Genomic DNA, 24,080 nt, shown 5'->3' with positions numbered 1-24,080 from the left:
CATTAAGATTGCTTCGTGCCTCGCAATGACGAAAAAATTCTAACCTTCCATCTCCCAAACCATCACTTGCCTATCATCACCAGTGGAAATTAAATACTTACCGTCATTACTCCAGATAATTTTGTTTATGGAATGAGTATGGCCGATTCCTATCTTTTCTAAACTCAAGATTTTATAGAGTTTAAAGTTTTCGGCATCCCAAAGTTTAATGCTTTTATCCTGACTGCTTGTAGCAAAGTAGGGCTTGGTAGGATGGAAGGCAATATCATATACCGTAAACATATGGGCCGGAATGGTTTCCCGAAGTTCATAACCTGGCAAGTCCCATATTTTCAATTGCGCATCTCTACTTCCGGAAATTAGATAATTCTTTTCAGGATGATAAGCCAAAGAGGTAACGGGTAGTGAATGACCCTCTAAAGAGAGTTTCAAACTGTAGTCATTTAGATTATAAATTCTTATTAAATGATCCTTACATCCAAAAGCAGCTTCGGTTTGATCGGGGGAAATCGCAATGGCCCTAACCGTATCATAAGCCACTTGAAAACGATAAATTTCAGAAAAATCCTTAAGCGACCAAACGGCTACAGAACCATCTTCGCCTGTAGTTAAAAGTTCGTTTTTACTAGTAACGGTTTGAATATTGAAGATGGGTTTGGCATGCGCATTAATTCTTGCAATAACTTTTTGCTCGATAAAATCATAAACACTAAAAGCACCACTTCTTTCTCCGATAAACAGTTGATTATTATAATTGTGTAGACAATATACTGAACTTTGTACAGGCAGTTTAACCATTACAAAGGCCATCTTCTTCAACGACCATTCTACTACTCCTTTATCGTTCCCTGCGCTAAAAAAGATTCCATCCTTATCCGAATTGGCTAATGCATAAACAGGATTTTGATGGCCGGAAAAGGTTTGTAGGTGTTTAAGCATTTTAAAATTAAGCTATTGGGGGATTAAAGATTAGAATATTCTCAATTCAATTAATAAATCAATAATTGGCTTTCTGAATAGATATAATAGTATCAAAATGAATAATGTTAGTAAAAATGATTTTGCTTTATTAGTTCTATCTTTCTTGAGATTAATCCATGTTAAAATAAATAAAGCCAAAACAACAAAAATTAGAGCAGCCCATTCGCCAATAAATAAATTAATAGGTAAAGCCTCAATTCTTTCCGACTCAGCACCTTCTCCGTAAGCACCCCAATAAATAAGGGGAATGATTAAAATATATAAGAAATAACAAGTTAAGGTAGAGACTGTGAAAACTAAAAGTAAATGCCAAATTTTAGTTTTAGAATTTAAAATGATCTTAAGTGTATCTATCATTATATTAAAAAATCTAACCTGTAACTCACAATTGGTAACCTGTAACTACTTATGTCTACTTTCTAATTTTTTTGCAATATCCTGGATAGATAAGCCTTTCTCTTTCAATAAAAATAATAAATGAAAAACAAGATCTGAAGCCTCTCCAATTAAATCCTCTTCAGTTTCTGCTAATGCAGCAATTACAGTTTCAACACCTTCTTCTCCTACTTTTTGTGCAATTTTATTCAAACCTTTATTGCGCATTTTATTGATGTAAGAGCCATCAACTGGATTTTCATATCTATCTGTAATGATGTTTTCCAATTCAAAAATAAAATTTTGATTGAATTCTGTTTTAAAACAGCTTCGGCTTCCGGTGTGGCAAGTTGGTCCAACGGCATCTGCTTTAATTAGAATGGTGTCGTTATCGCAATCAACAAAAAGTTCCTTAACGTAAAGAAAGTTATTGCTGGTTTCCCCTTTTGTCCAAAGGCGATTTTTAGAGCGAGAAAAGAAAGTTACTTTGCCCTCTGCTTGGGTTTTAGTTAAAGCTTCGGCATTCATATAGCCCAGCATTAAAACTTCAAGGGTTTTATAATCTTGAATAATTACAGGGAGTAGGCCAGCTGTTTTATCCCAATCGAGGGTTGATGTATCGATATTCATTTTTTATTATGTTTTCGTCATTGCGTGGTACGAAGCAATCTATTTCATAGGAAAGACTGCTTCGTGCCTCGTACATGACGAGTGTATTATTAGATCCTTACCGGAATGTGATTCCGTTTTAATTCCTGTTTTAAATCTGGTATCAAGATTTCTCCATAGTGAAATACCGAAGCCGCTAAGGCGGCATCTACATTTGCTTTTTGAAAAACTTCTGTAAAATGTTCCATGCTTCCTGCACCGCCCGATGCAATAATCGGAATGTTTATCATTTGATTTACTTTGCCAAGTAAACCACAGTCAAAACCTGCTTTAGTTCCGTCGTGATCCATTGAAGTTAGCAAAATTTCACCTGCACCTAAATCTTCTGCTTGTTTAATCCAATTCTCTGTTTCCAGTTCAGTAATTAAGCGGCCGCCGTTTAAGTGAACCATGTTTCTACCATCAACAAATTTAGTGTCGACAGCTAAAACCACAAACTGAACGCCGAAAGCTTTCGCCAGTTCCTCAATTAATTTTGGATTTCTAACTGCTGCGGAATTGATACTGATTTTATCTGCTCCAGCATTTAATAAAGCTTCAGCATCTGCAATTTCGGTTATGCCACCACCAATGGTAAATGGAATATTCAGTTGGCGGGCAACTGATTTGACCATTTCAATCATCGTTTTACGGCGTTCGTGTGTGGCTGTAATGTCTAAGAAAACCAGTTCGTCAGCGCCTTGTTGCGCATATTGAGCAGCCAACTCTACAGGATCACCAGCATCACGTAAATCAACAAAGTTTACACCTTTTACCGTGCGACCGTCTTTAACGTCTAAACAGGGGATTATTCTTTTTGATAACATTTGTTTGGGTTTTCGTCATTGCGAGGCACGAAGCAATCTTAATGCGTATAGTTAGCTACCGTAGTAGGATTGCTTCGTGCCTCGCAATGACGAGTTTGTTTAAAAATTCTATTTAAATTATTTGTCATCCTAAGGAACGAAGAATCTCATTCAAATAGATTCTTCCTGCGTCAGAATGACAGAAAGAATTTAAATCGAACTCAACATCTTCAAATTCCAATCTTTTATTTCTTCAATGGTAATTCTATCTTCATAAATCGCTTTTCCAACTACAACGCTTCTAATTGGGTATTTGGCCAGTTCATGAATATCATCCATAGAACTTACGCCACCAGAGGCAATTAATTTAATCATTGGCGAGTGCTCCAATAGTTTTTTGTATAACTCTACCGCTGCACCGCCCAACTTTCCATCTTTGCTGATATCGGTACACAAGAAACGGAAAAATCCAAGTGCAAGGCATTTATCAACATAATCCATTAATTTAATTGGCGAACTTTCCATCCAGCCGGAATATTTAATTACTTCATCCAAAACATCAATGGCAATTACTATTTTATTGGCATAGTTATCTTTTTTAGCGAAAGCCTCACTTAATTCTTGTAAAAAATCAGGGTTTGTAATTGCTTGCGTACCTACAATAACACGGTGGATTCCTGCATCAAGTAAATTCGTCACTTGTTCAATCGTTCTAATTCCACCACCATACTGCACTTTCATCTCAGTTTTTTTTATGATTTCAAAAAGCGATTTTTGATTACTGAAATCACCTTTGGCGCCATTTAAATCAATAATATGGATGAAATCTGTTCCGTTTGAGCGGTATTTTTCTATCATTTCGGCGATAGAAACATCGTACTCAGTTTTTTGGTTATAATCGCCCTCACGGAGACGAACAACCTTTCCATCCAAAATATCAATAGCAGGAATTATGTACATTTTTTTTAAGTTAAAAGTTAAGAGTTGAAAGTGAAAAAGTTTTGTGTCTACACACTAACACCTCATTAACTCAAGTTTGAAAAATTTTTTAATATCTGTTCGCCAGCCCTGCCCGATTTTTCTGGGTGGAACTGAACGCCATAAAAGTTGTCTTTTTGTACCGCTGCCGAAAACTTTAATCCGTAATTGGCAGAGGCGATGTCAAAAGTAGGGTTATATTCAATAAAGTAAGAATGAACAAAGTAAAATTGCTCATTTTCATCAACAGATGTAAATAAAGAATTGTTTTTATGCTGAACGGCATTCCAGCCCATGTGTGGGATTTTGATATTCAGCGTTTTATCGAATTTTTTGGTTTTTACAGGAACGATATCCAATAGCTTCGCATCTCCTTCTTCTGAGTGCTCAGTAATTAATTGCATACCGACGCAAATACCCAAAACAGGTTTTTTTAGCGCTTTAATTGCATTTACCAATCCGGTAGCTGTCAGCTTTTCCATTGCTGAGCCTGCATGTCCAACACCAGGAATAATGATATGGCTATATTTATCCAAATCAGCTTCTGTATTTACCATGCCATAAGAAACACTCAAACGGTCTAAGGCTGCGGTTAAAGAGAAAATATTTCCAGCGCCGTAATTTATTATTCCGATCATAATTTTTTAGATTAAAGAATAAGGAACAAAGAGCAAAGACGATTTATTCCTTGTTCTTTGCTCATTTATCTTTGTTCGTTTTAAAGAAGCCCCTTTGTGCTTGGCAAAACCATTTTCTCGGCATCACGCTTTATGGCCATTTTAATTGCCTTTGCGAATGCTTTAAAGATGGCCTCGATTTTATGATGTTCGTTATCGCCCTCTGCTTTAATATTTAAATTGCATTTTGCGGCATCACTAAACGATTTAAAGAAGTGATAAAACATTTCTGTGGGCATATCGCCAACTTTTTCACGCTTAAAATCTGCATCCCAAACAATCCAGTTTCTGCCCCCAAAATCAATAGCAACCTGGGCTAAACAATCATCCATGGGTAGGCAAAAACCATAACGTTCAATGCCCAGTTTATTGCCTAAACCTTTGGCAAAGGCTTCGCCTAGTGCAATTCCTGTATCTTCAATAGTGTGGTGTTCATCGATATGTAAATCGCCCTTAGCTATAACTTCTAAATCTACACTTCCATGTCTGGCAATTTGATCCAGCATGTGATCAAAAAAGTTTAAACCTGTTTCGATTTTTGCTTTTCCGGTTCCATCTAAATCTAAATTAATGGTAATGTCTGTTTCGTTTGTTTTACGAACGTGATTAATTTTTCTGCTTCCAGCTTTAAGCAAACTGTAAATATCTTCCCACTTTTGGGTTTCCAGAATAATAACATCGAGTAGGGTTTCATGTTTATCTAATGCTTCGGTAGAACCCAATGCATCATTCTGACGAAGAAATATAGCTTTTGCGCCTAAATTTTTTGCCAAAACAACATCATTCAATCTATCGCCAATTACAAATGAGTTTTTCAAATCGTAATCTTCGCTAAAATATTTTGTTAGCAAGGCAGTACCTGGCTTACGGGTTGGGGCATTATCTTTCGCAAACGTACGGTCGATTACAATTTCACTAAAATTCACCCCTTCACCCTCAAAGGTATCGAGCATGAAATTATGAATTGGCCAAAAATTTTCTTCAGGATTTGAAAGCGTACCCAATCCATCCTGATTGGTAACCATTACCAGCTCGTAATCCATTTCCGAAGCAATTTTGGAAAGGTAGTAAAGCGAACGGGGATAGAATTTAAGTTTGGCAAAGCTGTCTACCTGCTCATCATCCGGTTCAATATTCAAAGTTCCGTCTCGATCTATAAATAGGACTTTCTTCATTTTAAAAATTTGCTAAAACAGTTAATAGTTTATCGTTTTCTACTTTTGTGCCAACCGTAATTCTAAGGCAACCCTCACATAGGGAAACTTTAGACCGATCTCGTACAATAATTCCTTGATCTACCAAGCTGTCGTAGATCTTAGTTGGATCTATTACTTCGGCCAGTATAAAGTTTGCATCGGACGGGTAAACCTTGATCACTGAATTTAGGTTATTTAATTCCACTGATAACCGATCTCGTTCTGACACTGATTCCTTAATCCAAGCATTAACCTGCGCAATGTTTTTTAATGCCTCAAAAGCCAAATCTTGTGTGGCTTGGTTAATGTTGTACGGAGGCTTAATTTTATTTAAAACATCGATAACTTTGGTAGAAGAAAAAGCCATGCCTAAACGCAAAGCGGCCAATCCCCAGGCTTTTGAAAAAGTTTGAAGTACAACCAAATTTGCATACTCCGTTAACTCCTGAATAAAGGTCTTTTGCTTTGCATAATTAATATAAGCCTCATCTATAACCACAATGCCATTAAAATTAGCCAAAATGGTTTCGATATCGGTTCTGTTTATAGAATTTCCTGTTGGGTTATTCGGTGAACAGATGAAAATTATTTTGGTGTTCTTATCAATTGTTTCAGCAATTTTCTCCAAATCCAACTGGAAATTTGGAAGCAGGTCTACCTTGCGGATTTCTACATCATTTATGTTTGCCGAAACTTCGTACATGCCATAAGTTGGAGGTAGAATAATCACATTGTCTCTTCCCGGATTACAGAATGCCCTGAACAATAAATCAATCGCCTCATCGCTTCCATTTCCTAAAAAAGTATTCTCAATTGGAACGCCTTTAATTTTACTAATGGCGTCTTTTAAATCCAGTTGCAAAGGATCTGGATAGCGGTTGTAATTGGCGGGTAGGGGAGAGCCATAACTGTTCTCATTTGCATCTAAAAAGACAGATGCCTGCCCCTTAAACTCGTCTCTTGCTGTAGAGTAAGGTTTAAGTTTTTTTATATTTTCTCGTACTAATTCGTTAATGTCCATGTCTTTATATGGATAAAAGAATAAGGAGCAAAGATAAAAGACAAGGCGTCTATATCTGCCAAAGATTATTCTTTTATCTTTCTTAATGTTTAAATCTTATTTCTTTATAATAGGTATTTAATCCTTGCTCCTTAATCCTTGCTCTTTGTTCTTATATCTTTGTTCCTCAAGTCTAATTGTAACTGCATTTTTGTGTGCCTGCAAGTCTTCTGCACCTGCCAGGATCTCTACAGTTGATCCTATGTTTTTTAAACCATTGATCGATAAGTGCTGAAAGGTTATTTTTTTAAGAAACGCATCAGTTGATACACCCGAATAAGCTTTAGCAAAGCCACTTGTAGGCAAAGTATGGTTTGTTCCTGATGCATAATCGCCAGCGCTTTCTGGAGTTAAATTTCCTAAAAACACCGAACCGGCATTGATTATCAATGGAATAAGATCTTGATGGCTTTCTGTAGCCAAAATAAGGTGCTCGGGAGCGTATTCGTTCGAAAAATCCATCGCATAATTCAAATTTTCGACTAAAATAGTATAGGAATTGGCGATTGCTTTTGATGCAATTTCTTTTCTTGGAAGTATAGATAACTGATTTTCAATTTCTTTTAAGGTTTTTTCTATCAATTTGTTAGAATTAGAAACCAAAATTGCCTGACTATCAGCACCGTGTTCAGCTTGGGCTAAAAGATCTGCAGCAACAAAAGCTGGATTTGCGGTGTCATCAGCAATAACCAAAACCTCCGAAGGACCAGCGGGCATATCAATAGCCACCTTATTTTGTATCCTAGTTTTAGCCGTAGTTACATACCGGTTTCCTGGGCCAAAAATTTTATACACCTGAGGTACAGTTTCCGTTCCAAACGCCATTGCGGCAACTGCCTGCGCTCCTCCGATTAGATAGATTTTTTCTATGCCTAAAAGCACTGCACAGTATGCCAGATAACAATTTGTTTTGCCATCGCTTTGTGGAGGAGAACACACGACTATTTCTTTACACCCGGCAATAACTGCTGGTGTGGCGAGCATTAAAAAAGTACTTGGTAAAACAGCTGTTCCGCCTGGTATGTAAAGCCCAACTTTTTCAATCGCTCTTGATTCACGCCAACAAATAACCCCCGGCATGGTCTCAATTTTATCTTCACTTTTTAATTGGGCTTGGTGAAAGATTTTAATGTTCTGATATGCTGTTTCGATTGCTTTTTTCGCATCTGCCGGAATGGAAGATGCAATAGCCTTTAATTCTGCCGCATCTAAAAAGAGTTTCTTTAATTCTACTTTATCAAATGCTTTTGCAAAATTAAAGAGTGCCTTATCTCCTTCGTTCTTTACGGTCCTGATGATGTCTTCAACCCGCTCTTCAACCGCTCTATCGTCTTCAATCTGTCTTGAACACAATTCTTCAATTTTTGATTTAGATAAATCTTTATAATTGTAGACTTTCAATGTTTTATAATTTAAAATTAACTAATAGTTAATATGATTTTATACGTTTTTGCTCTGGATTAAGTGATTATTTTTTCGATTGGCATTACCAGGATGCCCTCAGCACCTGCAGCTTTCAAACTGTTTATCTTATCCCAAAAATCTTCTTCCGCAATAACAGAATGCACGGCAACCCAATTCTCTTCGAACAAGGGAACAATAGTTGGACTTTTAACTCCTGGCAACAAATCGACAACTTTTTGAAGGTTATCTTTTGATACATTAAGTACCACGTACTTGTTTGACTTTGCGCTTAAAACCGAGCGGATTCTCTGAAGCAATTCTGCAACTTCTGGATTATCAAGTATCGATTTATTTCCGATCAATACAGCTTCAGAAGACATTACATCTGCGAATGGTTTTAGTCCATTACTTTTTAATGTTCCGCCTGTAGAAACGATATCAAAAATCGCATCGCTTAAGCCTAAGCCCGGACCAATTTCCACCGAGCCGGAGATGGTGCGGATATCTGATTTTATGCCTTTTTCTGTTAAGAATTTTTCTAAAATTACAGGATAAGAAGTCGCAATGGCTTTACCGTTTAAGTCTTCTAATTTTTCGATATTGCTACCGGTTTGAATCGCGATTTTTAAAGTGCATTTTCCGAAGCCCAAACGCTGTAGATATTCTACCCCAGCCTTGGTTTCTGTGATAACATTTTCCCCAACAATCCCCAAGTCGGCAATGCCATCTTGTACATATTCTGGAATATCATCATCGCGAAGAAAAAGAATTTCTAAAGGAAAATTCTGAACGGTTGATATGAGGGAGCTCTTGTAGTTTTCGAAAGAAAGACCACAATTTTTTAATATTTCTACGGATTTTTCGTTTAACCTACCCGATTTCTGGATAGCAATTTTAAGTGTTTTCAAAGTATTGAATATAGAATGAACAAGAAATAATTTTACGGAAAAAAAGTTTTGAAGTACAAAACAAACATATCATATCGCCTATTGGCGATGGTGCAAATGTAAGTGATGGTTCAAAATTAATTCCATATTTTATTTATGCTTGTATCAATACTTTAGCTGATCAGCGGTGGCAAATATAAAGATACAATCGGTAAATAAAAAAAATATGGCACTTAATTTGCCATTTATGGGTTTTTAATTGCATTACCCTTACTTTTGATCATTAATTCATACGTGTTGAAAAACTTCCGCTTTCTATTTATCCCAATTATATTAACCATTTCGGCTTGTGGCTGGTTTAAAAAACCACCAGAAATTGGGAAAGTATTGTCAGAGCATTTCAAAAACAAGATCTATAAAGATTTTGATACGGTGGCTTACGACAGCGTTTTTGTTAAAACCATGAGCGAAGTTTCGGAAAATTTTATCAATCCGAAAACAATAAAATCTTTTTATGTATCCAATAAGGATGAACCCAAATTGGTAACAAAGTTTTACACCAATGGAAATCTTGATTCTCTTGTAAATTTTTTGCAAAACAGTACAGTTCACGGCATAAATCCCAAAATATTCAAAACTGAAGAGATAAAATCCTTACTTCAGGAACTTGGTGCAAATAAATTTAAAACCGTTGATGAGAGTTATCCTGTTATTGCTAAACTTGAGATTCTGAGTGCGAATGCGTATTTAAACTATACCAATTTCTTAAAGTTTGGTGTTGTTAACCCACGAAATATTTTTTCAAGATATTATATTAAAGTTAAAAGACCAGATAGTGCTGGAATGATTAACTTATTAGGATCAGAAAGTATGATCGATACTTTGAGGGCTGTTCAGCCTCGATCTGAACAGTACAAAGCTTTACAACAGGCTTATCTAAATGCATCTGCAGAAGACGAAAAAAGAATTCTATTGTTGAATATGGAGCGTTTTAGATGGAAAATGCCAGAGATGGGAGAAAATTTTGTCCAAGTGAACATTCCGGATTTTAAACTGACTTGGTTTGATAAAACAGATACTGTAATTACAATGAAAGTTTGCGTGGGTGGTAAACGCGAAGCCGGATACGAAGATAAAATGAAAGCATTTGCAAAATCGGGTAATTTAGACGACAAACCTAAAAACCATGAAACACCTTTATTATTTAGTAAAATTAATTCCATCCAGGCAAATCCGATCTGGAACATTCCAGTAAGTATTGCGCAAAGTGAAATTTATTGGATGGCCAGAAAAGATCCTTATTATTTATCGAACAGTAACATTCAGGTTTATTATAAGGATAAGCTAATTGGCGAGCCAGATACCATTAACTGGAATAAATATTCGAGGGATAAATTGCCCTTTAAATTTAAACAAGGTTCTGGTGGTGGAAATGCACTAGGCAAATTCAAGTTTATTTTCGATAACAGCTCGAGTATCTATCTGCACGATACGAATAATAAAAATGGATTCAACCTTACCAATAGAGCAATTAGCCATGGTTGCGTGCGAATAGAAAAACCTTTGGAATTTGCAGAGAAATTAGTTGGTGATGGTAACACTTACGATAAATTAAGAGCTGAGGTTGATTTACCTCCAATTGACAGCACGCATATTAAATGGTATAAAAAGCGAATGGCAGCAAAAGCAGATACCACAAAATCCTTTCAATTAAAACCAGCATGGTTCGGGCCGAAGAAAGCTGTTCCGTTAATCATAACCTATATTACTGCATGGTCACAGAATGATAGAATAGAATACCGCCCAGATATTTACGGTATGGATGAGAAACTGTGGACTGCAATGAAAAAGTTTAGATAGAAGCTGTAGATTTGCCAAATGCAAGGAACACCAACTTTTAATCATCAGGCTGATCTCGTTAACAGTGCCATAAGGTTTATCAATTCTTGGTTTAAACAATCAAAATCGATTACCAATGAACTGAACAATTTCTTTATCCTGCCAGAAAATAAAATAATTGGCAAAGATGTTATCATCAGTAGATTGAAAGGTATTTTTGGTCAATCTGATGAGTATGTTGGAGGACGTTATGATATTATTGATGTTAATTTTGAATTGCTGAGTGATGAAAAGGGTATTGGCTTTGTTGAGGGCGTTGCAGGTTATAGAGATGTAATCCAAAAACAATCGAAAATTGTAAGTGGCCCCTTCAAGCTATACTTCGCCCTGCAGAGCGGAGAATGGAAGATTGTCAATATCGAGTTTCCGGGGTTTGTTTATTAAAAATTGGCATTTATCCTCAACAAATTCTCCACTTTCCATATTTTTTCTATCTTTGATTTTTAATGAATTTCCTTTATCCGGGCTTTCTTTTTGCACTAATTGCGGTCGCTATTCCGGTCATCATTCATTTATTCAATTTCAGGAAATTTAAAAAAGTCTATTTCTCTAATGTTCAGCTCTTAAAAGAGGTAGAACAGCAAAATTCTTCGAGAGAAAAAATAAAGAATTTACTCATTTTACTTTCCAGAATTTTAGCGATAATTTTTTTAGTACTGGCTTTTGCTCAACCGTACATTCCTCAAAACAATCAGAAAAATAGTGGATTAAGTAATTCTGTAAGTATCTATATCGATAATTCTTATAGTATGGAAGCTGTTAATAAAGATGGCAACCTGCTTGATGAAGCAAAACGAAGAGCTAAAGAATTAATTAAGGGTTTTGGTTTAAACGATCGTTTTCAGCTTTTAACCAACGATTTTGAAGGGAAGCATCAGCGATTGCTTAATGAAGAAGAGTTTTTGAAAGCCTTAGATGATGTCAAAATTTCTTCATCCAACCGAAATCTGCAACAGATTTTAAACAGACAAGGCAACGTTTTAACTGGCTCCGCAAATAAATACAGTTTCGTGATCTCCGATTTTCAGAAAAATATTTCTACAAATCAAAAGATTGAAACTAGGCCAGAAATCCAATATTCATTTTTAAAGCTGAACGCAACAACGCTTCCCAACATTGCCGTAGATAGTGTTTGGACACTTTCTCCAAATCACCAGCCCGGTGCAAATGAAAAAATTGTGGTTCAGTTAAAAAACTATTCGGATGAAGAAGCTTTAAATATTCCTTTAAAACTGAATATAAACAATCAGCAAAAAGGTTTAAGCTCTGTAAGTATTCCGGCTGGAAAAACAAAAAGAGATACACTAAACTTTTCAGGATTAAAATCGGGATGGCAAAAGGGGATAATAACGATCAAAGATTTCCCTATAACCTTTGATGATACCCTTTCTTTCAGTTTTAAAGTAGACCAAAGTTTACCTGTTTTAAGCATCAACGGAACATCATCGGGAAATTATATTAAATCTCTTTTCGGAGTTGATCCTTACTATAAACTTACTGAAAATGCAGAAAATAATGTTAACTACAGCAGTTTCGCAAACTATGGTTTAATTGTACTTAATGGATTGAAAAATCCTTCGAGTGGTTTGGCACAACAGCTCAAAACATATTTAAATGCTGGTGGCTCAGTGGTGGTGTTTCCAGATCTGGATGCTGATATTCAAAACTACAATTCATTTTTAAGCAATCTTACTTTACCCAATATTCAAGCTTTAAATACTACAGCCACTAAGGTTGATAAAATAGATTTAGAAAATCCCATCTTTAAAACCGTATTCGAGCAAATTCCTAAAAACTTAGATTTGCCAACGGTTAATCGGTATTTTTCTTTTGTAGAACGCAGTAAATCGAATAAGGAAAATATTATGCAATTGCCTGGCGGAAAATTGTTTTTTGCCAAATATGGAGTAGGTGGTGGACAAATCTACTTGTCTGCTATTGGTTTAAACCCCATTGATGGAAACTTTGCACGTCATCCTGTTTTTGTGCCTTTAATGTATCGAATTGCATTGAATGGCGGGCAGGAACAGCCGCTATATTCTAATTTGGGCAATGATAATGCTTTAATGAGCAAACAGATAGCTTTGGGCAAAAACCAAACATTAAAACTTGTTTCAAAAAATTTCGAAGCCATTCCCGAAGTTCGTCAGGCTGGTGGGAAAACCCTTATTTACACAGCCGATCAGATAAAAACTGCTGGTTTTTACAATTTAGAATTGGCAGATTCATTGCTTGCCGTTTATAGTTTTAACAACAGCAGGACAGAATCTGATCTGCATTATCTCGGTAAAACTGAGTTGGATGATGTGGCAGGAAAAAGTAATCTCAAGATATTTGATGCAGATAAAGATGCCCTAAAATTAATTGCCGGTGGAAACAAAATCGAACAAACTTTATGGAAACTTTGCCTAATTTTGTCGCTGATTTTTATTGCAATGGAAATTTTGCTCATCAGATTTTTTAATAACCCTAAAAAAACAATATGAATCTCCTCGTTAAGAACGTAGCCATCGTAGATCCGCAAAGTAATTTTAACAAAGAGCAGTGCGATATTAGAGTGGTTGATGGTAAGATTAAAAACATAGGCAAACTAGAAGCCGAAAAAAATGAAATCATTTTTGATGCTGAAGGTGCTTTCTTAACCCCAGGGTTTTTCGATTTAAACTGTGTTGCCGGAGATCCAGGTTTGGAAACCAAAGAAGATATTGAAACTTTAACCGCTACTGCAAAAGCCGGGGGATTTACTGGATTGGCTTTATTGCCTCAGGCAAATCCGGCAGTACAATCAAAATCGCAGGTAGAATACATCATTAATAAAGCCAAAAACAATTTGGTTGATGTATTCCCGGTTGGTGCCATTAGTCAAAACAGAGAGGCAAAAGAACTTGCCGAGCTTTTCGATATGCAAATGGCTGGTGCGGTAGCTTTTTCTGATGGAGATAGGGCTTTACAGGATGATGGCTTTATGAGCAGAGCCTTGCAATACGCTAAGGGATTTGATGCCTTGTTGATGGTTTATCCCGAAAACAAATCCATTGCAGGGAAATCTCAAATTAACGAAAGCAAAAACTCAGTACTTTTAGGAATGAAAGGCTTGCCTGCGCTAGCAGAGGAAATGCATATTGCTCGTGACATCTTTTTGGCCAGTTATAATGAAACCAAAATTCACATCAGCAATATTTCTACAGCAGGTTCGGTAGCTCTAATTCGCAAAGCCAAAAAAGATGGAGTTCAAATTACCTGCGATGTAACGGCGCATCACTTGGTTTTTACAGAAGAACTTTTAAATGATTTTGACAGCAATTATAAAGTAAAGCCACCGTTGCGCAGTAAAGCAGATGTAAAAGCTTTAATTGTAGGTTTAAAGGACGGAACAATAGATGCAATTATTTCTCAGCATCGCCCCGAAGAAATCGAATTTAAAAATGTAGAATTTGAAATTGCGCATTATGGTATTATCGGCCTGCAAACTGTTTTGCCATTATTATTAAGAGCCGGATTAGATTTAAGCTTAATTGTCGAAAAATTAGCCATTAACCCACGTAAATTATTAAATTTAAATATTCCGGTAGTTGAAGAAGGTGCGGAGGCAAACTTTACGGTTTTGGCAACTGATAAAAAATGGATATACAATGCTTCAAGCAATTATTCAAAATCGGCCAATAACCCCTTAATGGGAACCGAACTTACAGGTAAAGCAATATTAGTTTACAATAACAATCAATACTTTAAAAAATAAAGAACAAGGAATAAGGATAAAAGACCTTGATGGGCTAATAGTCTTTAATCCTTGTTCCTTTATCTTTGCTCCTCTAAATATAACAATATGGACAATAGAGTAAAAAAAGCGTTAATCGCCACGATAAATAAATATGCTGAAGTTTCGGCAATAAATGTTGAGGATTTTGAAAAGGAGTTAATTGCTTCATTTGAACTTGATGTTAATTTTTTAGATAAAGCCACTGCATTTGATGCGGTTTTCGATTCTTATCCAAAGTTTGAAGAATTAAGGGAAGTATTTTTCGATTTATTGATGGTAAATTTCTTTAGCAGCGATGTTCAAAAACTAGAAGATGATTATTTGGAAGGAGATGAATGGGCAAATATCGAAGAAGAAACAATTGATAGGGGAACAGAGCTTTTAAATCTGTTATTATACATTAAAGAATGTAAGGATGAAGAATTGGAACCAGAACTGGGCGATTTCCTAAAAGAATTTTTATTGGTAGAAGATGATGAATTTCAAGATGAGTTTGAAATTTATGAAGAATTAATTAGTAATCAGCAATTGGCAGAAAGTAGTGTTGAGGAAATCTGTAAAACTGCTCCAACGCTAAATGTTAGCGAAGAAATGCAAGAATTATTCGTTCCCTTTATGACGTTTTTCCTTGATACAGAGGGAAGTGCCGAAACAAGCAAAGAATTAATTCAATTTAGCAGTAACAAATCGTTCGATTCTGCTACTTATACTTTAATTACTACAATTAATAACTAAATTATACTCAAATGGAACAACAAATTGCTCAAGAACAAAAAAAACCTAATGCATTGGCTTTTCAAGTAGCCATAACCTTTGCGCTTTATACTTTAGCTTTAGTATTCGTTATGAATCTTTTAGGCATGAGTACGCAAATAGAAGGTACACCAATTTGGCAAAAAGCAATTTCTATAGTACTTTCTTATGGAACATTTATTTTAGCCATCTACTATGCGCAGAATAAACATAAACAGGATTTAGGTGGCTTCATTACTTATGGTCGTGCATTTTCTACAGGCTTTAAAGTTGCTGCTTATTCTGGATTGTTTATCGGTTTATTAATGATGCTTTATTATGCAGTAATTGATAAAGGAGCATTACAGGATATTCTGGATGCACAATTAAAAATTGCTGGAGACGACGAACAAAAAATAAAGGGAATCCAGATGATGAGCAAGTACATGATTTATTTGATTGCATTCGGTTCTGCTATTACATACACATTATTTGGTTTAATAATTAGTCTGGTAACTGCTGCGGTTGTTAAAAAGGATCGCATTTAATTGGTTGAGAAAACAATCAAAATTTTTGAACGTGAATGTGTTTTAAAATTGTATCTGGATTTTATAATTAATGCCAAACTTATATATCATTTCAGGATGTAATGGAGCAGGGAAAACAACTGCATCATTTACAGTATTACCGGAAATGCTAAATTGTAAAGAGTTTGTTAACGCTGATGAAATTGCAAGAGGTATATCTCCGTTCAATCCAGAAAATGTAGCGATTCAAGCTGGTAAAATCATGCTAGCCAGAATTGATGAGTTATTAAATAATTATGTAGATTTTGCTATTGAAACTACTTTAACAACAAAATCTTACATTAATACTATTGCTAAAGCTAAATTGTTAGGTTATCAAATTATACTGTTGTTCTTTTGGCTGAACGATGTTGAATTGGCCATCGAAAGAGTAAAAACAAGAGTCTTAGAAGGGGGACATCATATCCCTGAAGAGGTAATACGAAGGAGATACATTAAAGGAATACAAAATCTACAATTATTTTTCGCAATAGCTAATTATTGGTTAATTATTAATAGTTCTGATCGTAATTTGCAGTTTATTGCCGAGGGAAATTTAAATAAAGAAATAACTATCTTTGAAGAGGATATCTGGTCTAAAATTAATCTAATGTCTAATGGGAAATAATCATACTAGCAATATCGAAATGAGGGAAAAGATTAGAAATGGACTTAATCTTGCTTTCAAAAAAATGGTTAATTATAAAAGTAAAAATGATGGTTATCTGGTTTTTTCTGAGAATGGAAAAATTATAAAAGTAAAAGCTAAAGACATAAAATTATAATACATATCAAAATTTTTGAACGTGCAGGTTTTATCATTTAATTTGATGAAATTTGCACGTTTTATTTTTAAAGTATCTGTTTAAAGATTTAGGTCTTTCTACTTTTTACTTTCTACTTTCTACTTAAAATGGATATATCAGTTGTAGTACCCTTGTTTAATGAAGATGAATCATTGCCAGAATTAACGGCATGGATTGCTAAAGTAATGAACGACAACAATTTCAGCTACGAAATTGTGTTGGTTGATGATGGCAGTACAGATAAATCCTGGGAAGTTATAGAATCGTTAAGAGAACAGAATGAAGCTATAAAAGGGATTAAATTTAGAAGAAACTACGGAAAATCTGCGGCATTAAATGTTGGTTTCGAGGCTACACAAGGTGATGTGATCATTACAATGGATGCCGATTTACAAGATAGTCCTGATGAAATTCCGGAATTGTACCGCAGGATAAAAGAAGAAAAACTCGATTTAATTTCCGGCTGGAAAAAGAAACGTTACGATCCGATTACGAAAACAATTCCTACAAAATTATTCAATGCCGCAACTCGTAAAATGAGTGGAATAGAATTAAACGATTTTAATTGTGGGTTAAAAGCTTACCGTAGCGATGTGATTAAGACCATAGAAGTTTATGGAGAAATGCACAGATATATACCTGTTATTGCAAAATGGGCTGGCTTTAATAAAATTGCCGAACAAGTTGTAGAACACAGGGCACGCAAGTATGGAACAACAAAATTCGGTTTCAGCAGGTTTATAAATGGCTTTTTAGATTTACTTTCCATTTTCTTTGTTGGTAAATTTGGTAAACGCCCCATGCACTTTTTTGGTTCATTGGGGGTATTGAGTTTTTTCATCGGAATTGTGATGGCTTTGTATATCTTATTCGAGAAAAAATATTTAATTTGGCAAGGTTTAGCCTATCGTGATGTAACCGATCAACCCTTGTTTTATTTATCTCTTGTTGCAATCGTCGTGGGCTCACAAATGTTTTTGGCAGGTTTCATTGCAGAACTGTTATCGCGTAACGCACCAGAAAGAAATCAATATTTAATCGAAAAGAAACTTGATTAGCTAATTGGCTAATTGAACAATAAGCTAATTAACTAATGTTTTTCTCCATCATAATCCCTCTTTATAATCGTCCTCAAGAAATTGATGAACTTTTGCACACCTTAACTAAACAAACTTATTTGCAGTTTGAGGTATTGGTAATAGAAGATGGCTCTAAAGACGATGCAAAAGCAATTGTAGAAAGTTATGGTAATCAGTTAGATGTTCGATATTTCTATAAAGAAAACGAAGGGCAAGGTTTTACGAGAAACTATGGCTTTGAAAGAGCAAAGGGAGATTATTTTGTAATATTTGATTCGGACTGTTTAATACCCGCTAATTACTTAGAAGAAGTAAAAAATTACCTTTACGACCATCATTTAGATGCTTACGGCGGACCAGATGCTGCACATGAAAGCTTTACACCTGTGCAAAAAGCCATAAGTTACGCTATGACTTCTCCTTTTACAACCGGTGGAATACGTGGAAATAAAAATCATATTGGTCAGTTTCATCCGCGAAGTTTCAATATGGGGATTTCAAGGCAGGTTTGGGAAAAAGTAGGCGGATTTATTTTAACCCGATTGGGCGAAGATATTGAGTACAGTATTCGAATCCATGAAAACGGCTTTAGTATTGGTTTAATTCCTGATGCCAAAGTTTACCATAAAAGAAGAACAAGCTTTAGTCAGTTTTATAAACAACTGCACTTTTTTGGCAGGGCAAGAATTAATATTTATAAACATTTTCCATCCCAACTCAAGTTGGTTCACTTCTTTCCGGCAGTTTTTACTGTCGGTTTTATATTTACAATTCTTTGTAATATATTCTATTGGCCTTTGGGCTTTGTTTGCAACTTTTTTCTTTTGCTGTATTTTTTGTTGATATTTTTTCACTCTTGGTCAGTAAATAAAAGTTTAAAAGTTGCATTTTTGAGCATTATATCTTCATTTATCCAGTTAACTGCTTATGGTTTGGGATTTATGCAAGATTTTATAAAAAGAGTGGTATTAAAACAAAAATGATAAATTATCTAAAAGAAAGTACGTTTGCCGTTAACGAAGTAATTCAGAAAGCCTGGGGCATTACCAAAAAACATTATTTCTCTATAGCTACGCTGTGTTTTTTAATGTTTATTACGGCTAGTGCATCGAGTTTGATGGCCTTTTTTATTAAGGATGTGAGTAAAGCCCTAAGTGTGGTTATGGTTATTATTTTCATTATGCTTTATTTTACAATCAACCTTTCTTTATTTAAATACATTTTTCATTTAATGGATGATGAAGAAAGCGATGTAAAGATTGTGGATACTTTACCAACAAGACAACAGATTATTAGATTCTTAATCGCCACTTTATATTTTGTAGGTTGCATTTTTGGCGTTTACTTGGTGGTTATCTTAATTGCCTTTCCCTTTATTTACACAGGCATTAACATCAGCATTGTTAAAAACGTGGCAATTTCTGTAGGCATTATTGCCATTTTTATTACTTGGCTAAGAATTTCTTTTTTTCCTTTTTTTATAATCGATAAAAATGCTGGGCCTTTTGAATCTATTAAATTAAGTTTGGCCACAACTAAAGGAAATTTTACTAAAATATTGTTACTTCTTGTTGTTCTAGGCGGAGGCTATCTAATCTATCTTTTGTTAAACTATCTGCAATGGCCACTTGTTGCTTTTATTGTAAATATTTTAAGTTCATTTATTATTGTACCCTTGTCTAGTGTTGCTTTAACTGTGGCTTACCGCAAAATTTCTAGCGAATATCAAGGCGATGAGCATCCAGATATTTTACATAATATCGTTTAAAAATATGCATATGTTGATTAATAAAATTCTGAGCAATCTTAATAATTCTGCAGATTTGGGTCGGCAAAAGGCATTTGAGTTAGGCAATCCGTTATTAGAAACACAGATTTTGATAAATTAAAATCTGATTAATAGAGATATGGGATTAAAATCAGCATTAAGTAAACCTTTTGCGGCCATTGCCGTTTGGCAAATAAACAAATGGAAAAATAATGCCGTTGGAGCTCAAAATAAAATACTTAAAAAATTAATTGAGGCTGCAAAAGAAACGGCTTTCGGTAAAGATCATAGTTTTACTAAAATTAAAAACTATACAGATTTTAAAAAACAGGTTTCAGTTCGAGATTATGAAGGTTTAAAGCCTTATATCGATCGCGTTGTAGCAGGAGAGGAAGATGTTCTGTGGAAGGGGAAACCCTTATATTTTGCTAAAACTTCTGGAACAACTTCCGGTGTTAAGTATATACCGCTTTCAAAAGAATCCATGCCCGAACACATTAAGGCTGCCCGTAATGCGATATTAACCTACATTAATGAAACTGGAAAAGCCGATTTTGTTAATGGAAAGATGATTTTTTTACAGGGAAGTCCTACATTAACTTTAAAACATGGAATAAATGTAGGTCGCCTTTCTGGAATTGTAGCACACCATGTTCCAGCTTATTTACAGAAAAACCGTCTGCCATCTTACGAAACCAATTGTATTGAAGATTGGGAACAAAAGGTTGATGCCATTGTTGATGAAACGATTAAGGAGGATATGACCTTAATTTCTGGCATTCCGCCTTGGGTGCAGATGTATTTTGATAAACTTTCAGAAAAATCGGGCGGAAAGAAAATTGCCGAGATTTTTAAAAACTTTAGTCTATTTATTTATGGTGGGGTAAATTTCGAACCTTACCGGGCCAAGATCGAGCAGAGCATCGGCAAAAAAATCGATTCCATTGAAACTTACCCAGCATCGGAGGGATTCATTGCCTATCAAGATTCGCAAAAAGATAAAGGTTTGTTATTGCTCGCCAACGCAGGTATCTTTTATGAATTTATCCCAACTGATGAATATTATAACGAAAATCCGACCAGATTATCGCTCGGAGAAATTAAGTTAGATACCAATTATGCATTAATACTCAATACCAACGCTGGCCTATGGGGGTACAGCATTGGTGATACGATTAAGTTTGTCTCTAAAAATCCATATAAAATTATAGTTACGGGTAGAATTAAACATTTTATCTCTGCATTTGGAGAACACGTAATTGGAGAAGAAGTAGAACATGCGCTTTTAAGTGTTGCAAATGATGAGCGAATAGAAATTACAGAATTTACGGTAGCTCCACAGGTAAGCCCGAAAGAAGGATTACCGTACCATGAGTGGTTTATAGAATTTTCTACAGCACCAAAAGATCTAATCGCCTTTAGCAAAAAAGTTGATGAAGCTTTACAAAAGAAAAATATTTATTATTTTGATTTAATTGAAGGAAGTATTCTTCAGCCCTTAATTATCCGTACTTTGCAAAAAGACGCTTTTGTTAATTATATGAAGAGCGAAGGTAAGTTGGGTGGGCAGAATAAAGTGCCAAGGTTAAGTAATGATCGGAAATTAGCAGATGAGTTAGAGAAGTATATTGTTTAAGCTAAACGTCATTGCGAGGAGGAACGACGTGGCAATCTATTAGATTTTTGTCCTTGCCAAACAGGCTTCTTCTTTTGATGTCAAAAAGAAACAAAAAACACCGGCTGAAAATTTTTGTATTAAAGCGGGTACTAAGGCCTGACCAATACTTCCGAAAAATTTGTTAAGCCGGATTTAAGTGGAACGGAGAAACACTACTTGGGCTTAGTTAAATGGAAATGCGATTGATCATAAAGTGTCTTAAAAATATAGACAAAAAAGAATTTAAATTTGAAAAATATAACCATACTCGGTTCTACAGGAAGTGTAGGTACACAAGCGCTTGAAGTGATAAGGGAAAATCCTGCGGTTTTTAAGGTTTCAGTATTATCAGCGTTAAAAAATTCAACATTATTGATCCAACAGGCTTTGGAGTTTAAGCCCGATGTTGTGGTAATCTGTGATGAAGATAAATATACAGAAGTAAAAAATGCACTTTCATCACTAAACATTAAAGTTTTAGCAGGAGAGCAAGCATTATCAGAAGTTGCCACACATCCATTAAGTGATGTGGTTTTAACTGCATTAATGGGCTCAGTTGGATTAAAACCGACCATTGCTGCCATTCGGGCCGGCAAAAATATTGCACTCGCCAACAAAGAAACCTTAGTGGTTGCTGGAGAATATATTACCGAGCTGGCAAGAGAACATCAAGTTAAAATACTTCCTGTTGATTCTGAACATTCGGCAATTTTTCAATGTTTGGTGGGTGAGGAGCAAAATGAAATTGAAAAAATTTACCTTACCGCATCAGGCGGGCCATTTCTCAACAAAAATAGAGATTTTTTATCTACAGTTAAAAAAGAGCAGGCCTTAAAACATCCCAACTGGGTAATGGGTGCAAAAATCACAATAGATTCAGCATCTCTTATGAACAAAGGATTGGAGGTTATAGAAGCTAAATGGCTTTTTAATCTCGATGTAGATCAGATTGATGTAATCGTTCATCCACAATCTATAATCCATTCCCTGGTTCAGTTTACAGATGGATCAATGAAAGCGCAGATGGGTGTTCCGGATATGAAATTGCCCATACAATATGCGTTAAATTATCCCGATAGGCTAAAAAATAATTTTAAGCGTTTTAACTTCCTGGATTATCCAAATTTTAGCTTTCAGAAAGCAGACGCCGAAACCTTCAGAAACTTAGGGCTTGCTTTCGATTCGTTGAGAAAGGGCGGTAATATGCCATGCATCTTAAACGCAGCAAATGAAGTTGTTGTTGAAGCGTTTTTAACAGATAAGATTGGTTTTTTGCAAATGAGCGATGTAATTGCAAAATGCATGGAAGACATTAAGTTCATTGAAAAACCAGAATTGAACGATTATTTAGAAACTGACAAACATAGCCGTATCTTAGCCGGCGAATTAGTAACAAAAAAAATATTTTAGCATCTAACATAGAAATTTTATAAGAGAATATGAATGGATTGATTATGGCGGGGCAGTTGCTGCTCGGATTGTCTTTATTGGTAATATTACACGAATTGGGGCATTTTTTGGCAGCAAGGGCGTTTGGGATTAAAGTAGAAAAGTTTTATTTATTTTTTGATGCATGGGGATTTAAGCTTTTTAGCTTCAAAAAAGGTGATGTAGAATATGGTATAGGCTGGTTGCCTCTAGGCGGTTATGTTAAAATAGCCGGAATGATTGATGAAAGTATGGATACAGAGCAAATGGCTCAACCTGCTCAACCTTGGGAATTCCGCTCTAAGCCAGCTTGGCAAAGATTAATTGTAATGCTTGGCGGTATCATAGTAAATATTATAGTCGGTATTTTTATATTTTGGATGCTTACTTTCAGATATGGAGAAACTTATACACCAAATAGTGCAGTTATCAATGGGATTCAGGTTGGTAAAGTTGCTTCTGATATTGGCTTAAAAAATGGAGATAAAATTTTCGCTATTAACGGCAATAAGATTATACGGTTCGAAGAGTTAAAAAGTTCGAAAGTTTTAATGGGCAATACCACCTTAACCGTTATCCGAGGTGATAAAACGCTAGAAATTAAAGTTCCCGATGATTTTTTAAATAAAGTAGCAGATGGCAAAAGCCTTTTTGTTGAGCCAAGATATACAGCCACTGCCGATAGTTTAATGGAAGGCTATGGTGCCATTAAAGCAGGTATGAAACCAGGCGATAAAATTAAGGCAGTTGATGGTGTTCCTGTAAACTTCCAAGATGAAGTTAAGCCTCTTGTAATGAAGAAAAAAGGTAAAAGCGTTGCCTTGTCTATTCAAAGAAATGGTCAGCCCTTACAGCTAAATGTAAAAGTTGATACTGCCGGTGCAATTGGTTATTATCCTGATTTTGATGAAATCAAACGCAAAACCAATACCTATGGTTTTTTTGCGGCACTTCCAGTAGGTGCAAACATGGCTTGGGGTACCTTTATGGATAACGCTAAAGGTATTGGCAAAATGGTAACCGGAAAAGTTAGCGCACGCAACATTAGCAGTCCGATTGGAATTGCAAAAGTTTATGGAAGCACTTTTGATTGGGTTAAATTTTGGACGCTAACTGGTCTAATTTCTATGGCATTGGCTTTTATGAATTTATTGCCAATTCCAGGTTTGGATGGTGGCCATGTGGTTTTCCTTTTAATAGAAATGGTTCAACGTAAACCGGTGAGCGAAAAAGTATTGGAAAGAGCACAAATTGTTGGTTTTGTGATCTTAATTTGCCTCATGGTGTTTGCATTTGGTAATGATATTTTAAAATCTTTCGGTAAGTAAAACGAAATTTATATAATTGCCGCAGATGTAGGTTTTTAGAAATTC

Annotated in this window: 24 protein-coding genes; 14 read left to right on the top strand and 10 right to left on the bottom strand. The window is 35.3% G+C overall.

The window, feature by feature from the left end; translation table 11 throughout:
• Positions 1-39: 39 nt before the first annotated feature.
• From DF947_RS11710 to hisG, 10 genes are all read right to left on the bottom strand, one after another.
• The gene (locus DF947_RS11710; RefSeq protein WP_109929985.1) at positions 40-939 is read right to left on the bottom strand and encodes a WD40 repeat domain-containing protein; all 900 of its coding nucleotides are present in this window, start codon (positions 937-939) and stop codon (positions 40-42) included.
• Between the two features lie 30 nt (positions 940-969).
• Positions 970-1,338, bottom strand: a complete 369-nt coding sequence (locus DF947_RS11705) for a hypothetical protein (protein WP_109929983.1) — start codon at positions 1,336-1,338, stop codon at positions 970-972.
• Between the two features lie 45 nt (positions 1,339-1,383).
• A complete protein-coding gene (hisIE, locus tag DF947_RS11700) occupies positions 1,384-1,986 on the bottom strand; it encodes a bifunctional phosphoribosyl-AMP cyclohydrolase/phosphoribosyl-ATP diphosphatase HisIE (RefSeq protein ID WP_109929981.1) in 603 nt (200 codons plus the stop codon).
• Between the two features lie 89 nt (positions 1,987-2,075).
• A complete protein-coding gene (gene hisF / locus DF947_RS11695; protein WP_109929979.1) occupies positions 2,076-2,831 on the bottom strand; it encodes an imidazole glycerol phosphate synthase subunit HisF in 756 nt (251 codons plus the stop codon).
• 189 nt (positions 2,832-3,020) lie between these two features.
• A complete protein-coding gene (gene hisA, locus DF947_RS11690) occupies positions 3,021-3,770 on the bottom strand; it encodes a 1-(5-phosphoribosyl)-5-[(5-phosphoribosylamino)methylideneamino]imidazole-4-carboxamide isomerase (protein ID WP_109929977.1) in 750 nt (249 codons plus the stop codon).
• Between the two features lie 65 nt (positions 3,771-3,835).
• Entirely contained in the window at positions 3,836-4,426 is a 591-nt protein-coding gene (gene hisH, locus DF947_RS11685; protein ID WP_109929975.1) for an imidazole glycerol phosphate synthase subunit HisH, read from the bottom strand.
• Positions 4,427-4,506: 80 nt separating this feature from the next.
• Positions 4,507-5,640, bottom strand: a complete 1,134-nt coding sequence (gene hisB / locus DF947_RS11680; protein ID WP_109929974.1) for a bifunctional histidinol-phosphatase/imidazoleglycerol-phosphate dehydratase HisB — start codon at positions 5,638-5,640, stop codon at positions 4,507-4,509.
• Between the two features lies 1 nt (position 5,641).
• Positions 5,642-6,682, bottom strand: coding sequence for a histidinol-phosphate transaminase (gene hisC, locus DF947_RS11675; protein ID WP_109929972.1), 1,041 nt, complete (start codon positions 6,680-6,682; stop codon positions 5,642-5,644).
• A 117-nt stretch (positions 6,683-6,799) separates the two neighbouring features.
• Complete coding sequence (gene hisD, locus DF947_RS11670) at positions 6,800-8,122, bottom strand: histidinol dehydrogenase (RefSeq protein WP_109929970.1); 1,323 nt, start codon at positions 8,120-8,122, stop codon at positions 6,800-6,802.
• Positions 8,123-8,181: 59 nt separating this feature from the next.
• On the bottom strand, positions 8,182-9,033 hold the full coding sequence (gene hisG / locus DF947_RS11665) for an ATP phosphoribosyltransferase (RefSeq protein ID WP_109929968.1): 852 nt from the start codon (positions 9,031-9,033) through the stop codon (positions 8,182-8,184).
• 273 nt (positions 9,034-9,306) lie between these two features.
• Between hisG and DF947_RS11660 the strand changes: the two genes are divergently transcribed.
• The 14 genes from DF947_RS11660 (at position 9,307) to rseP (ending at position 24,035) form a co-directional block, all read left to right on the top strand.
• Complete coding sequence (locus DF947_RS11660; protein WP_394341492.1) at positions 9,307-10,872, top strand: L,D-transpeptidase family protein; 1,566 nt, start codon at positions 9,307-9,309, stop codon at positions 10,870-10,872.
• Positions 10,873-10,890: 18 nt separating this feature from the next.
• Entirely contained in the window at positions 10,891-11,295 is a 405-nt protein-coding gene (locus DF947_RS11655) for a hypothetical protein (protein ID WP_109929964.1), read from the top strand.
• A 62-nt stretch (positions 11,296-11,357) separates the two neighbouring features.
• Positions 11,358-13,397: a vWA domain-containing protein gene (locus tag DF947_RS11650; RefSeq protein ID WP_109929962.1), complete on the top strand. Its 2,040-nt coding sequence runs from the start codon at positions 11,358-11,360 to the stop codon at positions 13,395-13,397.
• Positions 13,394-14,650: a dihydroorotase gene (locus tag DF947_RS11645; protein WP_109929960.1), complete on the top strand. Its 1,257-nt coding sequence runs from the start codon at positions 13,394-13,396 to the stop codon at positions 14,648-14,650. Before DF947_RS11650 ends, DF947_RS11645 begins: the two co-directional genes overlap by 4 nt.
• 87 nt (positions 14,651-14,737) lie before the next feature.
• The gene (locus DF947_RS11640) at positions 14,738-15,406 is read left to right on the top strand and encodes a hypothetical protein (RefSeq protein ID WP_109929958.1); all 669 of its coding nucleotides are present in this window, start codon (positions 14,738-14,740) and stop codon (positions 15,404-15,406) included.
• 11 nt (positions 15,407-15,417) lie between these two features.
• On the top strand, positions 15,418-15,951 hold the full coding sequence (locus DF947_RS11635) for a DUF4199 domain-containing protein (protein WP_109929956.1): 534 nt from the start codon (positions 15,418-15,420) through the stop codon (positions 15,949-15,951).
• Between the two features lie 70 nt (positions 15,952-16,021).
• Positions 16,022-16,597, top strand: coding sequence for a zeta toxin family protein (locus tag DF947_RS11630; protein ID WP_109929954.1), 576 nt, complete (start codon positions 16,022-16,024; stop codon positions 16,595-16,597).
• Positions 16,587-16,754, top strand: a complete 168-nt coding sequence (locus DF947_RS22245) for a hypothetical protein (protein ID WP_158526268.1) — start codon at positions 16,587-16,589, stop codon at positions 16,752-16,754. Before DF947_RS11630 ends, DF947_RS22245 begins: the two co-directional genes overlap by 11 nt.
• A gap of 128 nt (positions 16,755-16,882) precedes the next feature.
• Positions 16,883-17,833: a glycosyltransferase family 2 protein gene (locus tag DF947_RS11625; RefSeq protein WP_109929952.1), complete on the top strand. Its 951-nt coding sequence runs from the start codon at positions 16,883-16,885 to the stop codon at positions 17,831-17,833.
• 35 nt (positions 17,834-17,868) lie between these two features.
• Positions 17,869-18,837 (top strand): glycosyltransferase, encoded by a 969-nt coding sequence (locus DF947_RS11620; protein WP_109929950.1) that lies wholly within the window; start codon positions 17,869-17,871, stop codon positions 18,835-18,837.
• Entirely contained in the window at positions 18,834-19,622 is a 789-nt protein-coding gene (locus tag DF947_RS11615; protein WP_109929948.1) for a hypothetical protein, read from the top strand. Before DF947_RS11620 ends, DF947_RS11615 begins: the two co-directional genes overlap by 4 nt.
• Positions 19,623-19,761: 139 nt before the next feature.
• The gene (locus DF947_RS11610; RefSeq protein WP_109929946.1) at positions 19,762-21,258 is read left to right on the top strand and encodes a GH3 auxin-responsive promoter family protein; all 1,497 of its coding nucleotides are present in this window, start codon (positions 19,762-19,764) and stop codon (positions 21,256-21,258) included.
• Positions 21,259-21,528: 270 nt separating this feature from the next.
• On the top strand, positions 21,529-22,689 hold the full coding sequence (locus DF947_RS11605) for a 1-deoxy-D-xylulose-5-phosphate reductoisomerase (RefSeq protein ID WP_109929944.1): 1,161 nt from the start codon (positions 21,529-21,531) through the stop codon (positions 22,687-22,689).
• A gap of 29 nt (positions 22,690-22,718) precedes the next feature.
• Positions 22,719-24,035, top strand: coding sequence for an RIP metalloprotease RseP (gene rseP, locus DF947_RS11600; protein ID WP_109929942.1), 1,317 nt, complete (start codon positions 22,719-22,721; stop codon positions 24,033-24,035).
• The last annotated feature ends 45 nt before the right edge of the window (positions 24,036-24,080 follow it).

Source organism: Pedobacter paludis (assembly GCF_003173575.1).
Taxonomy (GTDB): Bacteria; Bacteroidota; Bacteroidia; order Sphingobacteriales; family Sphingobacteriaceae; genus Pedobacter; species Pedobacter paludis.
This window is presented reverse-complemented; position numbering and strand designations above follow the sequence as displayed.

Coding starts and splice junctions, on each gene's coding strand:
- DF947_RS11625 (WP_109929952.1), top strand. CDS start 16,883: ATGGATATATCAGTTGTAGTACCCTTGTTTAATGAAGATGAATCATTG.
- DF947_RS11650 (WP_109929962.1), top strand. CDS start 11,358: ATGAATTTCCTTTATCCGGGCTTTCTTTTTGCACTAATTGCGGTCGCT.
- DF947_RS11610 (WP_109929946.1), top strand. CDS start 19,762: ATGGGATTAAAATCAGCATTAAGTAAACCTTTTGCGGCCATTGCCGTT.
- DF947_RS11655 (WP_109929964.1), top strand. CDS start 10,891: ATGCAAGGAACACCAACTTTTAATCATCAGGCTGATCTCGTTAACAGT.
- DF947_RS11705 (WP_109929983.1), bottom strand. CDS start 1,338: ATGATAGATACACTTAAGATCATTTTAAATTCTAAAACTAAAATTTGG.
- DF947_RS11620 (WP_109929950.1), top strand. CDS start 17,869: ATGTTTTTCTCCATCATAATCCCTCTTTATAATCGTCCTCAAGAAATT.
- DF947_RS11640 (WP_109929958.1), top strand. CDS start 14,738: ATGGACAATAGAGTAAAAAAAGCGTTAATCGCCACGATAAATAAATAT.
- hisH (WP_109929975.1), bottom strand. CDS start 4,426: ATGATCGGAATAATAAATTACGGCGCTGGAAATATTTTCTCTTTAACC.
- hisB (WP_109929974.1), bottom strand. CDS start 5,640: ATGAAGAAAGTCCTATTTATAGATCGAGACGGAACTTTGAATATTGAA.
- DF947_RS11645 (WP_109929960.1), top strand. CDS start 13,394: ATGAATCTCCTCGTTAAGAACGTAGCCATCGTAGATCCGCAAAGTAAT.
- hisC (WP_109929972.1), bottom strand. CDS start 6,682: ATGGACATTAACGAATTAGTACGAGAAAATATAAAAAAACTTAAACCT.
- hisIE (WP_109929981.1), bottom strand. CDS start 1,986: ATGAATATCGATACATCAACCCTCGATTGGGATAAAACAGCTGGCCTA.
- DF947_RS11710 (WP_109929985.1), bottom strand. CDS start 939: ATGCTTAAACACCTACAAACCTTTTCCGGCCATCAAAATCCTGTTTAT.
- rseP (WP_109929942.1), top strand. CDS start 22,719: ATGAATGGATTGATTATGGCGGGGCAGTTGCTGCTCGGATTGTCTTTA.
- DF947_RS11630 (WP_109929954.1), top strand. CDS start 16,022: ATGCCAAACTTATATATCATTTCAGGATGTAATGGAGCAGGGAAAACA.
- DF947_RS11615 (WP_109929948.1), top strand. CDS start 18,834: ATGATAAATTATCTAAAAGAAAGTACGTTTGCCGTTAACGAAGTAATT.
- DF947_RS22245 (WP_158526268.1), top strand. CDS start 16,587: ATGGGAAATAATCATACTAGCAATATCGAAATGAGGGAAAAGATTAGA.
- hisA (WP_109929977.1), bottom strand. CDS start 3,770: ATGTACATAATTCCTGCTATTGATATTTTGGATGGAAAGGTTGTTCGT.
- hisF (WP_109929979.1), bottom strand. CDS start 2,831: ATGTTATCAAAAAGAATAATCCCCTGTTTAGACGTTAAAGACGGTCGC.
- DF947_RS11635 (WP_109929956.1), top strand. CDS start 15,418: ATGGAACAACAAATTGCTCAAGAACAAAAAAAACCTAATGCATTGGCT.